9 protein-coding genes and 3 rRNA genes are annotated in these 15564 nt (G+C 65.3%); 7 read left to right on the top strand and 5 right to left on the bottom strand.

The features are described from left to right. Nucleotides 1–65 precede the first annotated feature (65 nt). Complete coding sequence (locus PGH47_RS20275; RefSeq protein WP_271664619.1) at nucleotides 66–1031, bottom strand: alpha/beta hydrolase; 966 nt, start codon at nucleotides 1029–1031, stop codon at nucleotides 66–68. 216 nt (nucleotides 1032–1247) lie between these two features. Between PGH47_RS20275 and PGH47_RS20280 the strand changes: the two genes are divergently transcribed. From PGH47_RS20280 to PGH47_RS20310, 7 genes are all read left to right on the top strand, one after another. Then, nucleotides 1248–1718, top strand: coding sequence for a MarR family winged helix-turn-helix transcriptional regulator (locus PGH47_RS20280; protein WP_107906199.1), 471 nt, complete (start codon nucleotides 1248–1250; stop codon nucleotides 1716–1718). Nucleotides 1719–2082: 364 nt separating this feature from the next. Beyond that, nucleotides 2083–2391: a hypothetical protein gene (locus PGH47_RS20285; RefSeq protein ID WP_030950340.1), complete on the top strand. Its 309-nt coding sequence runs from the start codon at nucleotides 2083–2085 to the stop codon at nucleotides 2389–2391. Nucleotides 2392–2589: 198 nt separating this feature from the next. Beyond that, nucleotides 2590–3420 carry a hypothetical protein gene (locus PGH47_RS20290; RefSeq protein ID WP_271664620.1) on the top strand — a complete coding sequence of 277 codons (831 nt, stop codon included), beginning with the start codon at nucleotides 2590–2592 and terminating at the stop codon, nucleotides 3418–3420. Beyond that, a complete protein-coding gene (locus tag PGH47_RS20295; protein ID WP_271664621.1) occupies nucleotides 3410–4723 on the top strand; it encodes a hypothetical protein in 1314 nt (437 codons plus the stop codon). Before PGH47_RS20290 ends, PGH47_RS20295 begins: the two co-directional genes overlap by 11 nt. Then, nucleotides 4720–6279: an SCO6880 family protein gene (locus tag PGH47_RS20300; protein ID WP_107906202.1), complete on the top strand. Its 1560-nt coding sequence runs from the start codon at nucleotides 4720–4722 to the stop codon at nucleotides 6277–6279. The genes PGH47_RS20295 and PGH47_RS20300 overlap by 4 nt, the downstream gene beginning before the upstream one ends. A gap of 6 nt (nucleotides 6280–6285) precedes the next feature. After that, a complete protein-coding gene (locus tag PGH47_RS20305) occupies nucleotides 6286–7695 on the top strand; it encodes an ATP-binding protein (RefSeq protein WP_271664622.1) in 1410 nt (469 codons plus the stop codon). A 9-nt stretch (nucleotides 7696–7704) separates the two neighbouring features. Further along, complete coding sequence (locus PGH47_RS20310) at nucleotides 7705–9261, top strand: type IV secretory system conjugative DNA transfer family protein (protein ID WP_271664623.1); 1557 nt, start codon at nucleotides 7705–7707, stop codon at nucleotides 9259–9261. Nucleotides 9262–9298: 37 nt separating this feature from the next. Here PGH47_RS20310 and PGH47_RS20315 read toward each other — a convergent pair whose 3' ends face one another. From PGH47_RS20315 to PGH47_RS20330, 4 genes are all read right to left on the bottom strand, one after another. Then, the gene (locus PGH47_RS20315; protein ID WP_271664624.1) at nucleotides 9299–9844 is read right to left on the bottom strand and encodes a GNAT family N-acetyltransferase; all 546 of its coding nucleotides are present in this window, start codon (nucleotides 9842–9844) and stop codon (nucleotides 9299–9301) included. A gap of 68 nt (nucleotides 9845–9912) precedes the next feature. Further along, a 5S ribosomal RNA gene (gene rrf, locus PGH47_RS20320) occupies nucleotides 9913–10029 on the bottom strand. 90 nt (nucleotides 10030–10119) lie between these two features. Beyond that, a 23S ribosomal RNA gene (locus tag PGH47_RS20325) occupies nucleotides 10120–13244 on the bottom strand. Nucleotides 13245–13554: 310 nt separating this feature from the next. Further along, nucleotides 13555–15080: ribosomal RNA gene (locus PGH47_RS20330) — 16S ribosomal RNA — on the bottom strand. Together the 16S, 23S and 5S rRNA genes form the textbook arrangement of a ribosomal RNA operon. Between the last annotated feature and the right edge of the window lie 484 nt (nucleotides 15081–15564).

The following is a 15564-nucleotide window of genomic DNA, read 5'->3' on the forward strand; positions in this document are numbered from 1 at the left end:
CACCACCCCGACCAGGCCCGTCCGGGCCAGGCCAGGCATGGGGCCTTACGGCGACAAGGCGCCCGTCACACTCCGAACGCCCCCCGCAGCACACTCACCGCCTGCCCGATGGCCGCCTCCGCCCCCCGCGTCTCCCGCAACGCGTTCAGCATCACGAAGTCGTGGATGACGCCCTGGTACCGCACCGCGGTCACCGGCACCCCGGCCTCCCGCAGCTTCCCGGCGTACGCCTCGCCCTCGTCCCGCAGCACATCGGCCTCGGCGGTGATGACGAGCGCCGGCGGCAGCCCCTGGAGCTGCTCGACACCGGCCCGCAGCGGCGACGCGGTGATCTGCGCCCGCTCCGCCTCCTCGGTCGTGTACTGGTCCCAGAACCACTGCATGGCGTCCCGCCGCAGGAAGTACCCCTCGGCGAACTGCCGGTAGGACGCGGTGTCGAAGGACGCGTCGGTGACCGGGTAGAAGAGCACCTGCTGCACCAGCGGCACATCGCCGCGCTCCTTGGCCATCAGCGTCAGCGCGGCCGTCATGTTCCCGCCCACCGAGTCACCGGCCACGGCGATCCGGCCGGCGTCCAGGCCGTTGTCGGCGCCCTCGCGGACGACCCACTGGGCCACGGCGTAGTTCTGCTCTGTCGCGACGGGGTAGCGCGCCTCGGGCGAGAGGTCGTACTCGGGGAAGACGACCGCGGCACCGGTGCCGACGGCGAGCTCCCGCACGAGCCGGTCGTGGGTGTGGGCGTTGCCGAAGACCCAGCCGGCGCCGTGGATGTAGATGATCACCGGGAGCGTCCCGGTGGCCCCGGCCGGACGGACGACCCGGACCCGGACCTCGCCGGTCGGGCCACCGGCCACGGTCACCCACTCCTCGTCGACGGCCGGCTTGGCGATCTCCCCGGACTGCACCTCGTCGACGACCTTGCGCCCCTCGGCCGGCCCCAGATCGAACAGATACGGCGGATTGGCGGTGGCCTCGGCGAAGGCCTGGGCCGCGGGCTCCAGCACCGGGCGGATGGGGGTGGTGTCGGTCATGGCGATCTCCTCGGATCGGGTACCGCGGGGCCTGCCCGGCGGAATCGACCGGGTGCGGCGACACGCCATGAAAGTAGCGCGCTATTAAGTCGCACGCAACTAATTAGGGCACGATGATGTACTGCCCGATAGAATCAGGCCGACGAGGACTCGAACACCACAGAGCAGCACCACCGCCTGAGCCGACGCACCAGCACCCCACCCCGGAGCACCCCCATGAGCCGACCCGCCGAGCCGCCACCACCCCCCACCGGCTCCCTCCGTCTGGACGACCAGCTCTGCTTCGCGCTCTACGCCGCCTCCCGCGCGGTGACCGCGCGCTACCGCCCCCTGCTCGACGAACTCGGCCTGACGTACCCGCAGTACCTGGTCATGCTCGTCCTCTGGGAGCGGGACTCGATCTCCGTACGGGACCTGGGTACGTCCCTCCAGCTGGAGTCCAGCACGCTGTCGCCCCTGCTCAAGCGCCTGGAGGCGGGCGGCCTGCTGCGCCGCGAACGCCGCCGGGACGACGAACGCTCGGTCGCCATCCGCCTCACCGAGGCCGGCGCCGAGCTCCACGACCGCGCGACGACCGTGCCGCTCGCCATCGGTGACGCGATGGGCCTGACGCCGGAACAGGACGCCCTGGCCAAGCAGCTGCTGCGCCTGATCACGACGAACGTCACCGAGGACCGCCCCCGCTGACACTCCGTCACCACCCGCGCCCCGATCCGAGCGGCGAAACCGCCCCAGGGGCATCCGGTCCACCGTCCCGGGATAGCCTTCACCCGCAGAACACCGGCACGACAACTCACCCGGCAGGCCGTCAGAAACGGCACCCGGCGTGAAGAGGGCTAACGACAGAGCCACACGACAGGTTCCGCTCAGGCCTCGTTGCCCGGCGTGACCTGCCGTGATACACAGAGTGACCGTGCGAGGTATTCGTACGAATCCCGCCCATCAATGACGGCAAGTCGACATACGACGGCAGCATTGTCGGCGAGAATGATGCCTGACCTCTGCGCACCGCAGGGGACTGCGGAACTACCCAACAGGGGCGGTGACTTACATGCTCTTTGCAGCCGACAAGGGCGATATCAACACCATCATCGGCGGGATCGCCCCTGACTGGGGCCCCTTCGGGGCACTGGGGAACGAAGCGAAGACCATGATCCAGGTCGTCATGGCGGTCGCCATCCTGATCTGCCTCGGTATCGCCATCTGGGGGGCGGCCAAACAGCGCATCGGCGCCACGGCGTTGCGCGACACCTTCAGCGCCGAGCAGGGCAAGGGGCTGATCGTCGCCGGTCTCACCGGCGTCTTCATCATCGGCTCACTGGGCACGTTGTTCACCATCGTGTACGGCATGGCGGTCTAGCCGCCCCGGCACCCCCGGCCCCCTCCGTCCGCTCCGGGCACGCCCGGTCCCCCTAGTCCCCCACCCACCCGTCGTGCCCACCGGCTGAGGTTGCGTTTCCCTGATGTCGAGTCACCACACCGCGCCCATGCGGGAACCAGCACGGCTACCGTCGTACTCCAACGTGTATCTGTCCGACGTCGAGGGGGCGTACGCGGCATGAGTCTCGGAGACGAGCGGGAGACCTCCGGCGGCTACGGAGGCACCGGTCAGACCCGCACACGGCTGCCCGAGAGCAGCGGTGACGTGTACGGGGGTGCGCGGCGGGGCGGCCGTTCGTCGTCCCGGAGTCTGGTGACCGTCGTCGGCGTGGTGGTCCTCCTCATCGCCGCGATCGCCTTCGCGAACCGTGGAGGAGACGACTCCGCTTCCTCGAGCGGGGACGAAAACCAGCCGAATTCCTCAACGACAGCGGCTTCGGGCACCCGCCCGGTGGACGGCAAGTCAGCAGGCATCCCAGGCGGCTTCGCCCGGGACGAACAGGGGGCACAGAGCGCGGCGGCCAACTATGCGATCGCGTTGGGCTCGGCCGACATGTTCGACAAGACCAAGCGTGACGCCATCCTGCAGACGATCATCACTCCCTCCAGGGTCTCAGGGTTCGAGAGCACGCTGGACAAGGCCTACACACCGGCCTTCAACAAGAACGTCGGCTTGAACGAGGACGGCTCTACACCCACGGGCTACACCTTCGTGTCCCGTACGAGCCCGATCGGCACCAAGGCCACCGAGACCTCCGCCAACAACACAACCGTTGAGGTCTGGTGCAGCGGCCTCCTCGGCCTTGCCGGGGAAGGTTCGACCAACCCCGTCACCAACAGTTGGTTCACCATCACCATGAAGCTCCAGTGGACCTCCGGTGACTGGAAGATCGTGACCCACTCGCAGAAGGACGGCCCCACGCCCGTTCCCGGCGACGAAAGAGCGTCCAGCGCCGACGACATGGCGAAGGCTGTAGAGGAGTACGGAGGGTTCACATATGCCCGCTAGTCGCCGCGCCCTGCAGCTGGCCGCCGTCTTCGCGGCCCTTCAGACCACGGCTGTGCTCACAGCCACACGTGCCTTCGCGGCGCCCACGCCCTCGCCCTCGAACGACCCGTGCGATCTCATCCACGGCCCCGCCAAGGATTACTGCGAAAAAGACAACGGCGGCTCCGGCGGCAGCAGCGGACGTTCGCTCACCGACCCCACCTCCACCCTCGACCCCCTCTCGTCCCTCGCCAAGGGCTGTGCCGACGCCGCCTCCTGGACCGTCAAGCAGCTCAGCGAAGCCGTGCAGGAGACCGCGAACGTCGACTTCACGAACACCAAGTTCCTCCAGCAGTACGCGGTCGTCTTCGCGGCGTCCACGATCCTCACGCTCCTCATCTGGCTGCTGGCCGTGGCCAAGCGAGCCGTGCGCGGCGTCCCCCTCACCACCGCCATCAGCGAAGCCGTCGGCTTCCTCTGGCTGACCGTGCTGGCGTCCGCGTTCACCCCCCTGATCCTCTACACCGTCGTATCGGCGACCGACGGCGTCACGGACGTCCTCGCGAAAACGACCGGCGACCAGACCGACACCTTCTTCGGCACCTTCTCCGGCGCCCTGGAGAAGGGCGAGGACATCGGCGGCGGCCCGATCATGCTGATCGTCGTCTCCCTGGTGAGCATCCTCGCCGCCGGCGTCCTCTGGCTGGAGCTCGTCATCCGCGCCGCCCTGCTCTACGTCGGCGCCCTCCTCGGCACCGTCGTCTACGCCGGCCTGGTCGACAAGAACCTCTGGGGCCACGTCCGCCGCTGGGCCGGCATCATGATCGCCGTCATCCTGGTCAAGCCGGTCATCGTCATCGTGCTCGGCCTGGCCGGCGCCCTGTCCGCCGACGACGGCCCCGGCGCCTTCTCGGCCGTGGTCTCGGGCCTCGCGATCATCCTGCTCGCCATCTTCGCCAGCGCGATGATCTACCGCTTCGTCCCGGGCTTCGGCGACGAGATCGCAGGCGGCCGCAACAACCGCATCATGAGCGGCGCCGAGGGCAAGGCCGCCGCCGTGATCAGCTCCCCGGCGACCCTCGTCGCCCAGGGCATCAAGACCCACAGCTCCCGCGCGGACAACAACGGCGGCGGCGGGTCCGGCGCCGCCCGCCCCTCGAACCCCGCCTCCGGCGGCGTCGCCGCGCACAGCTCGCGCTCCTCGAACGGAGGCGGCGGATCTGTCCCCTCCGCCGCACCCGCACCCCGCTCGAGCAGCCCGGTGAACACCCCGCACGCCAGTAACACCCGCAACAGCAATCGTTCAGGAGGTGACGGGCGTTGACGACGCAGTCCCACGTGTCCCATTCGGTCACGCCCCGCCGTACATATCTGATCGGCCGAGCCCGGCCGAACGCCGTCGTCGGACGCAACCGGGAGACCGGCGAGATCGCGCTGATCATCGTCGGCGCGTTCCTCGGCATGATGTGCGGACTCCTCGTCCCCGTCCTGTCCCTGCGCATCGTGCTGCTGACCGGCTTCCCGCTGCTCGCGCTCGCCGCGGTCTACGTGCCGTACAAGCACCGGACCTTCTACAAGTGGTTCGAGATCAACCGCAGCTACAAGCGCAGCCTGCGCCGGGGCACCGCCTACCGCTCCGGCGCGATCGAGGCCGGCACCCGCGTCGACGGCCGTGAGGTCGAGGTCGGTCCGCCGCCGGGCATCGGCCGCATCACCTGGCTGGCCGCCCCGTTCGGGCCCGACGAGATCGCCGTACTGCTGCACGCCGACCGCCGCACGGTCACCGCGGCCATCGAGATCGAGGGCCCGGGCGTCGGCCTGCGCGACTCCGAGGACCAGGAGGCCCTCGTCGACCGCTTCGGCACCCTGCTGAAGCACGTCGCCAACGGGGACGGCTTCGTCACCCGCATCCAGATGCTCGCCCGCACCCTCCCGGCCGACCCGGACGCGCACGCCAAGGACGTCGCCGTGCGCGGCGACGAGCGCTCCCCGGCCTGGCTCCAGCAGTCGTACGACCAGCTCCAGTCCATGGTGTCGACAAGCAGCGAGCAGCACCGCGCCTATCTCGTCGCCTGCATGCACTTCAACCGCGAACTGGCCGCCGAGGCCCTCGCGATGGCCCGCGCGTCCCGCCCGCACGGCGGCGGCAAGGTCGACCGGGACGCGGGCCTCGCGGTCGTCATGGCACGCGAGCTGACCGACATCTGCTCCCGCCTCCAGGAGGCGGACATCCGCGTACGCCAGCCCCTCGGCCAGGGCCGCCTCGCCTCCCTCATCCACTCCATGTACGACCCGGACCACCCGATCGACCACATCCAGGCGATGACGAAGCGCAATGCCTGGCCCGCCGAGCTGGACGCGATGGAGCCGACGTTCCTCCAGGCGAAGACGCGCGAGTCCTCCACCCGCGCCCCCTGGTGCCACGCCACGGCCTGGGTGAAGGAGTGGCCGATGACCCCGGTGGGCGTCAACTTCCTGGCGCCCCTGCTCGTCCACACCCCGGACGTCATCCGCACGGTCGCCGTCACGATGGACCTCGAACCCACCGAGATCGCCATCGAGCGCATGCTGACCGAGAAGACCAACGACGAGGCCGAGGCGAGCCGCGCCGCCAAGATGAACCGCACCGTCGACCCCCGCGACGTCGCCGCCCACACCCGCCTCGACCAGCGCGGCGAGGACCTCGCGAGCGGCGCCGCCGGCGTCAACCTGGTCGGCTACATCACCGTCTCCTCCCGCTCCCCCGAGTCCCTCGCACGCGACAAGCGGACCATCCGGGCGTCCGCCGGAAAGTCGTATCTGAAGCTGGAATGGTGCGACCGCGAGCACCACCGGGCATTCGTCAACACACTCCCCTTCGCCACCGGCATTCGGAGGTAGGACCTGATGCGGGACCCGCTGTCCGTCCTCACCGACGCCTTCACGTCCTTCCTCTTCGGGAAGGTCGAGACGACCCGGCTTCCGGTGCGCACGTCCACGGGCCAGGCGCAGGCGGTCTACCTCCCGACCGCCGCCCCCGGCCTCGGCGACTCGGGCGTCATCATCGGCCGCGAGGTGTACTCCGGGAAGGGCTACATCTACGACCCCTTCCAGCTCTACGGCCAGCAGCTCCCCGCCCCCCACTGGCTGGTCCTCGGCGAGTCCGGCAACGGCAAGTCGGCCCTGGAGAAGACGTACGTCCTGCGCCAGCTCCGCTTCCGCGACCGGCAGGTCGTCGTCCTGGACGCCCAGGGCGAGGACGGCGCCGGCGAGTGGAACCTCATCGCGCAGGAGCTGGGCATAACGCCGATCCGGCTCGACGCGATGGCCGCGCTCGACCAGGGCATCCGCCTCAACCCCTTGGACCCGGCGATCACCACGACGGGCCAGCTCGCGCTGCTCCGCACGATCATCGAGGTCGCGATGGGCCACGGCCTCGACGAGCGCTCCGGATTCGCGCTCAAGGTCGCGCACGCCTTCGTCAACGAGACCATCGTCGAACGCCAGCCCGTCCTGACCGACATCGTCGAGCAGCTACGGCACCCCGAGCCGGAGTCCGCGGAGGCGATGAACGTCGCCATAGACGACGTACGGGCGTGGGGCCTGGACGTGGCGCTGGTGCTGGACCGTCTCGTCGACGGTGACCTGAGGGGCATGTTCGACGGCCCCACGACGGTCGGCATCGACCTGGACGCGCCCCTCATCGTGTTCGATTTGTCCCACATCGACCGCAACTCCATCGCCATGCCGATCCTGATGGCGATCGTCGGCGTATGGCTGGAACACACCTGGATCCGCCCCGACCGGAAGAAGCGCATCTTCCTGGTCGAGGAGGCCTGGCACATCATCAACAGCCCGTTCGTGGCCCAGCTCTTCCAGCGCCTGCTGAAGTTCGGCCGCCGCCTCGGCCTGTCCTTCGTGGCCGTCGTCCACCACCTGTCCGACGTCGTCGACGGCGCCGCGGCGAAGGAAGCCGCCGCGATCCTGAAGATGGCCTCGACCAGGACGATCTACGCCCAGAAGGCCGACGAGGCGAGGGCGACGGGCCGCGTACTGGGCCTGCCGCGCTGGGCCGTGGAGATCATCCCGTCCCTCACCCCGGGCATCGCCGTGTGGGACGTCAACGGCAATGTCCAGGTCGTCAAACACCTGGTCACCGAGACCGAACGCCCCCTCGTCTTCACCGACCGCGCGATGACCGAGTCGTCCAGCGACCTGGCCGACGACGCCCTGCGCGCCGCGGAGCTGGAGGCCGAGGAGCGGGCGGCGGCGTTCGTGGAGCAACATCTGGGCGACTCCGAATCGACGGTGGCGTAGGGGGATCGCGTGAGACCGGACGACCGCCGCGACGGCAGACAGCACCGGGACAGCCAGGGAGGCATCCCCGACGGCCTCCTGATCGGCATACTCGCCTTCCTCCTCGGCATAACGCTGCTGGTCTGGACGGCGACGGGCCTGGCGGGCTGGTTCGCCAACGGCGCCTGGCCGTCCGGAGTCACCTTCACCCGCACACCGCTCGCGATGCGTTCACTGATCGCCGAGCCGCACGACATCCCGGGCGCCTGGCCCGACACCCCGGCCGGCCAGCTCTCCGGGTACGGCCTGTTCTGGGGCCTGTTCATCGGCCAGCTGATGATCCTGGTCGTGCTCACGGTGTTCGTCCTGGGGACGGTGGCCCGTTGGCGCGCGGTCAGGGCGGGACGGCGCGCGGGAAAGGCGGCGCCCGGGAACGAACCGGCGCCGCCGCCCGCACCGGTCCGGGCCGAGGTGCCGGCACCGCGCAGGGAGCCGAAGCCGCAGCCTGAGCCGACGGCAGCCCGGCACATCGAGAACCCCCCGCTGGAGACCCGCCCCGACACCCCGTCACCGACGGCCGTTGAGCACCTCCCCATCAGCGAGGAAGCGCCGGCCGCGGCACCCCAACCCGCCCCCCTGCTCGCCGCACCACGGGTCGGTGGACGCGAGAAGATCCTCGTAGCCCCCAGAGAAGCCCGCCAGACGACCGCCACGCAGGCGGTACGCGACGCCGAGGGCCCCGCCCTCGTCATCACCTCGAACCCGGCGCTCTGGCAGGACACGAAGGACGCCCGCGGCAAGCTCGGCCCGGTCCTCCTCTACGACCCCACCCACCTCTGCGACACCCCGGCCCGCCTCCACTGGACCCCCACCTCAGGCTGCGAGGACAAGCAGACGGCGATCGCGAGAGCGGCCGCGCTCCTCACCCCGGTCCGCCCGACCTCCCGCCTCGACCAGGCGGTGAGCGACACGGCCGAGACGCTCCTGCGCAGCTACCTCCACGCCGCCGCCGTCGACGGCCGCACCGTCCGCCACGTCCACCGCTGGTCCCAGGGCACCCAGATCCAGGACGCCGTACGCATCCTGCGCACGAACCCCAAGGCGGCCGCGGGCTCGGCCGGCGAACTCGAAGCCGCTCTCACGGCCCACCCCGAACGCCGGGACATGGCCCAGCAGTTGACCACCAGAGCGCTCGCCGCCCTCTCCATGGTCAACATCCGGGAGTCCTGCACTCCTAACCGAACTGATGCGCTCACCTTGGATTCCTTCGTCGATGAAGGGGGCACGCTTTATGTGGTGGGTGAATCCATCGAGGACCCCCGAGCCAACCCCGGCGCCATGCCACTCCTGACGGCCCTCGCCGCAAGCGTGGTCGAGCGCGGCCGGCGCATGGCCGAACGGTCATCCTCCGGTCGCCTCGACCCACCAATGACGCTCGTCCTGGACGACGTCGCCGCCGTGGCTCCGCTTCCCCAGTTGCCGGAGCTGCTGGCCACCGGAGCGGACCGGGGCATGCCGACCCTGGCCCTGCTCCGGTCCCGCGAACAGGCCCGCTCCCGCTGGCCGCACGACGAACTCCCGGCCTGACAACCACCGGAGAGACACAGGACCGCCCCTACGGCGGCTACGGCCGCTCCAGGACGAACTCCAGCTCCTTCTCCTCCGGACTCCCGGACAACGGCACGAGAAGCCCGCTCGGTACGAACCCGACCCGCCGATAGAAGCGCTGGGCCCGCCCGTTGTCCTCATGCACGATGAGCCGAGTCCGCTCGGCGCCGCGTCCCCAGGCCCACTCCAGGCCGGCGTCGAACAGCACCTCGGTAAGCCCGCTGCCCCGTTCCTCGGGCCGCACGAACACCCCGACGACATGCCCCTGCATCCGCTCCACGGGATAGCCGGCCCAGTCGGTCGTGCCCGGCTCCTCGATCAGCACGGTCAACGTCCCGACCCAACGCCCGTCCGGCGCCTCGACGATGATCTGCTGCGCTCCGACGGCACCCTCACAGCCCCCGGCGGCCCGGTCCATCCAGAAGGAGTCGGGCCGAGCGAGAGCTTCCTCGTGCGTCTCCAGGAAGGCGATATGGGCAACCGGGTCCTGGAGGGCCGCGAGCCGCAGCTCCTTGACGGCCTGCCACTCGTCCGCGCGGATGGATCGGATGACGTAGTTCATACGACTCAAGCTAACGGAAAAACAAAAAGGCCCACACCTGTTTTAGGTGTGGGCCTTTTTCAAATTTTGTTCGGCGGCGTCCTACTCTCCCACAGGGTCCCCCCTGCAGTACCATCGGCGCTGTAAGGCTTAGCTTCCGGGTTCGGAATGTAACCGGGCGTTTCCCTCACGCTATAACCACCGAAACACTATGAAACTGTCGAACTTGCCGCACCGTATGTGGCCATACGGGGCTGTTCGTGGTTTCAGAACCAACACAGTGGACGCGAGCAACTGAGGACAAGCCCTCGGCCTATTAGTACCGGTCACCTCCACACGTTACCGTGCTTCCAGATCCGGCCTATCAACCCAGTCGTCTACTGGGAGCCTTACCCCATCAAGTGGGTGGGAATACTCATCTCGAAGCAGGCTTCCCGCTTAGATGCTTTCAGCGGTTATCCCTCCCGAACGTAGCCAACCAGCCATGCCCTTGGCAGAACAACTGGCACACCAGAGGTTCGTCCGTCCCGGTCCTCTCGTACTAGGGACAGCCCTTCTCAATATTCCTGCGCGCGCAGCGGATAGGGACCGAACTGTCTCACGACGTTCTAAACCCAGCTCGCGTACCGCTTTAATGGGCGAACAGCCCAACCCTTGGGACCGACTCCAGCCCCAGGATGCGACGAGCCGACATCGAGGTGCCAAACCATCCCGTCGATATGGACTCTTGGGGAAGATCAGCCTGTTATCCCCGGGGTACCTTTTATCCGTTGAGCGACGGCGCTTCCACAAGCCACCGCCGGATCACTAGTCCCGACTTTCGTCCCTGCTCGACCCGTCGGTCTCACAGTCAAGCTCCCTTGTGCACTTACACTCAACACCTGATTGCCAACCAGGCTGAGGGAACCTTTGGGCGCCTCCGTTACTCTTTAGGAGGCAACCGCCCCAGTTAAACTACCCATCAGACACTGTCCCTGATCCGGATCACGGACCCAGGTTAGACATCCAGCACGACCAGACTGGTATTTCAACGACGACTCCCCCTGAACTGGCGTCCAGAGTTCACAGTCTCCCAGCTATCCTACACAAGCCGAACCGAACACCAATATCAAACTGTAGTAAAGGTCCCGGGGTCTTTCCGTCCTGCTGCGCGAAACGAGCATCTTTACTCGTAGTGCAATTTCACCGGGCCTATGGTTGAGACAGTCGAGAAGTCGTTACGCCATTCGTGCAGGTCGGAACTTACCCGACAAGGAATTTCGCTACCTTAGGATGGTTATAGTTACCACCGCCGTTTACTGGCGCTTAAGTTCTCAGCTTCGCCCAGACGAATCTGAGCTAACCGGTCCCCTTAACGTTCCAGCACCGGGCAGGCGTCAGTCCGTATACATCGCCTTACGGCTTCGCACGGACCTGTGTTTTTAGTAAACAGTCGCTTCTCGCTGGTCTCTGCGGCCACCCCCAGCTCGGAGAGCAAGTCTCCTCACCAGACGTGGCCCCCCTTCTCCCGAAGTTACGGGGGCATTTTGCCGAGTTCCTTAACCATAGTTCACCCGAACGCCTCGGTATTCTCTACCTGACCACCTGAGTCGGTTTAGGGTACGGGCCGCCATGAAACTCGCTAGAGGCTTTTCTCGACAGCATAGGATCATCCACTTCACCACAATCGGCTCGGCATCAGGTCTCACCCTGTATGAGTGGCGGATTTGCCTACCACTCGGGCTACACCCTTACCCCGGGACAACCACCGCCCGGGATGGACTACCTTCCTGCGTCACCCCATCACTCACCTACTACCAGCTCGGGTCACCGGCTCCACCACTCCGACCTCGTCCGAAGACTCAGCCGGCGGCTTCACGGGCTTAGCATCACTGGATTCGATGTTTGACGCTTCACAGCGGGTACCGGAATATCAACCGGTTATCCATCGACTACGCCTGTCGGCCTCGCCTTAGGTCCCGACTTACCCTGGGCAGATCAGCTTGACCCAGGAACCCTTAGTCAATCGGCGCACACGTTTCTCACGTGTGAATCGCTACTCATGCCTGCATTCTCACTCGTGAACCGTCCACCACTGCCTTCCGGCGCGGCTTCACCCGGCACACGACGCTCCCCTACCCATCCATACGGGCGTTGGCCCTGTTGTATGAATGACACGACTTCGGCGGTACGCTTGAGCCCCGCTACATTGTCGGCGCGGAATCACTAGACCAGTGAGCTATTACGCACTCTTTCAAGGGTGGCTGCTTCTAAGCCAACCTCCTGGTTGTCTCTGCGACTCCACATCCTTTCCCACTTAGCGTACGCTTAGGGGCCTTAGTCGATGCTCTGGGCTGTTTCCCTCTCGACCATGGAGCTTATCCCCCACAGTCTCACTGCCGCGCTCTCACTTACCGGCATTCGGAGTTTGGCTAAGGTCAGTAACCCGGTAGGGCCCATCGCCTATCCAGTGCTCTACCTCCGGCAAGAAACACACGACGCTGCACCTAAATGCATTTCGGGGAGAACCAGCTATCACGGAGTTTGATTGGCCTTTCACCCCTAACCACAGGTCATCCCCCAGGTTTTCAACCCTGGTGGGTTCGGTCCTCCACGAAGTCTTACCTCCGCTTCAACCTGCCCATGGCTAGATCACTCCGCTTCGGGTCTTGAGCGCGCTACTAAACCGCCCTATTCGGACTCGCTTTCGCTACGGCTTCCCCACACGGGTTAACCTCGCAACACACCGCAAACTCGCAGGCTCATTCTTCAAAAGGCACGCAGTCACGAGACATCAAGTAAACTTGACGTCCGACGCTCCCACGGCTTGTAGGCACACGGTTTCAGGTACTATTTCACTCCCCTCCCGGGGTACTTTTCACCATTCCCTCACGGTACTATCCGCTATCGGTCACCAGGGAATATTTAGGCTTAGCGGGTGGTCCCGCCAGATTCACACGGGATTTCTCGGGCCCCGTGCTACTTGGGTGTCTCTCAAACGAGCCGCTGACGTTTCGACTACGGGGGTCTTACCCTCTACGCCGGACCTTTCGCATGTCCTTCGCCTACATCAACGGTTTCTGACTCGTCTCACAGCCGGCAGACTGTAAAAGAGAGATCCCACAACCCCGCATACGCAACCCCTGCCGGGTCTCACACGTATACGGTTTGGCCTCATCCAGTTTCGCTCGCCACTACTCCCGGAATCACGGTTGTTTTCTCTTCCTGCGGGTACTGAGATGTTTCACTTCCCCGCGTTCCCTCCACTTGCCCTATGTGTTCAGACAAGGGTGACAGCCCATGACGACTGCCGGGTTTCCCCATTCGGAAACCCCCGGATCAAAGCCTGGTTGACGACTCCCCGGGGACTATCGTGGCCTCCCACGTCCTTCATCGGTTCCTGGTGCCAAGGCATCCACCGTGCGCCCTTAAAAACTTGGCCACAGATGCTCGCGTCCACTGTGCAGTTCTCAAACAACGACCAGCCACCCATCACCCCGCACCGAAGCACGAGTTCACTGGGGCCGGCACCTGAAGGCAGCCTGACCGGCCGTACCTTCAGATACCCAACAGCGTGCCCGGCACGATCAGTTGACCAGATCAGCGTTCCACGCCCCGAGGGGCAGTACTAGCGCCTGATCCATCCTGGATCGTGCCGAATAATCAACGTTCCACCCATGAGCAACCAGCATCAGACATTCGCTGATGTACTGGCCTCTGACCAACCGGAGTTGGTGAGAAGTGCTCCTTAGAAAGGAGGTGATCCAGCCGCACCTTCCGGTACGGCTACCTTGTTACGACTTCGTCCCAATCGCCAGTCCCACCTTCGACAGCTCCCTCCCACAAGGGGTTGGGCCACCGGCTTCGGGTGTTACCGACTTTCGTGACGTGACGGGCGGTGTGTACAAGGCCCGGGAACGTATTCACCGCAGCAATGCTGATCTGCGATTACTAGCAACTCCGACTTCATGGGGTCGAGTTGCAGACCCCAATCCGAACTGAGACAGGCTTTTTGAGATTCGCTCCACCTCACGGTATCGCAGCTCATTGTACCTGCCATTGTAGCACGTGTGCAGCCCAAGACATAAGGGGCATGATGACTTGACGTCGTCCCCACCTTCCTCCGAGTTGACCCCGGCGGTCTCCTGTGAGTCCCCATCACCCCGAAGGGCATGCTGGCAACACAGAACAAGGGTTGCGCTCGTTGCGGGACTTAACCCAACATCTCACGACACGAGCTGACGACAGCCATGCACCACCTGTACACCGACCACAAGGGGGCGCCTGTCTCCAGACGTTTCCGGTGTATGTCAAGCCTTGGTAAGGTTCTTCGCGTTGCGTCGAATTAAGCCACATGCTCCGCTGCTTGTGCGGGCCCCCGTCAATTCCTTTGAGTTTTAGCCTTGCGGCCGTACTCCCCAGGCGGGGAACTTAATGCGTTAGCTGCGGCACCGACGACGTGGAATGTCGCCAACACCTAGTTCCCACCGTTTACGGCGTGGACTACCAGGGTATCTAATCCTGTTCGCTCCCCACGCTTTCGCTCCTCAGCGTCAGTAATGGCCCAGAGATCCGCCTTCGCCACCGGTGTTCCTCCTGATATCTGCGCATTTCACCGCTACACCAGGAATTCCGATCTCCCCTACCACACTCTAGCTAGCCCGTATCGAATGCAGACCCGGGGTTAAGCCCCGGGCTTTCACACCCGACGTGACAAGCCGCCTACGAGCTCTTTACGCCCAATAATTCCGGACAACGCTTGCGCCCTACGTATTACCGCGGCTGCTGGCACGTAGTTAGCCGGCGCTTCTTCTGCAGGTACCGTCACTTTCGCTTCTTCCCTGCTGAAAGAGGTTTACAACCCGAAGGCCGTCATCCCTCACGCGGCGTCGCTGCATCAGGCTTTCGCCCATTGTGCAATATTCCCCACTGCTGCCTCCCGTAGGAGTCTGGGCCGTGTCTCAGTCCCAGTGTGGCCGGTCGCCCTCTCAGGCCGGCTACCCGTCGTCGCCTTGGTGAGCCATTACCTCACCAACAAGCTGATAGGCCGCGGGCTCATCCTTCACCGCCGGAGCTTTTAACCCCCGTCCAGGAGGACAGGAGTGTTATCCGGTATTAGACCCCGTTTCCAGGGCTTGTCCCAGAGTGAAGGGCAGATTGCCCACGTGTTACTCACCCGTTCGCCACTAATCCCCACCGAAGTGGTTCATCGTTCGACTTGCATGTGTTAAGCACGCCGCCAGCGTTCGTCCTGAGCCAGGATCAAACTCTCCGTGAATGTTTACCGGTCATCCGGTGCACACACACGAGAGCGGAACCAGGAGAGGAATAATCTCCCGGTTCACAGCGTCCTCGCTGTGTTATTTCAAAGGAACCTCGCCCCAACCTGACGGTCGGAGACGGGGTATCAACATATCTGGCGTTGATTTTTGGCACGCTGTTGAGTTCTCAAGGAACGGACGCTTCCTTTGTAGTCACCCTCTCGGGCTTTCCTCCGGGCTTTTCCCTTCGGTCTTGCGTTTCCGACTCTATCAGATCTTTCCGATCCGATTTCCTCGGCGCTTTCCAGGTTCCCGCTTTCGCGTTTCCCTTTCCGGCGACTCCGACTTTATCAGATCCTTTCGGGCCTGACTCCCAGTCAGCGGGGCTTGTCTTCCCGGCCGTTGGGCCGTTCCGACGTTTCAAACCTTAGCGGATCCCCTCGGCGATTCCTAATCGGGTCGCCGAGTCCCAATTCGAATTGAATTCGGGCATGCCGAAAT

This window comes from Streptomyces sp. HUAS 31 (assembly GCF_028198125.1).
Lineage (GTDB): Bacteria > Actinomycetota > Actinomycetes > Streptomycetales > Streptomycetaceae > Streptomyces > Streptomyces chartreusis.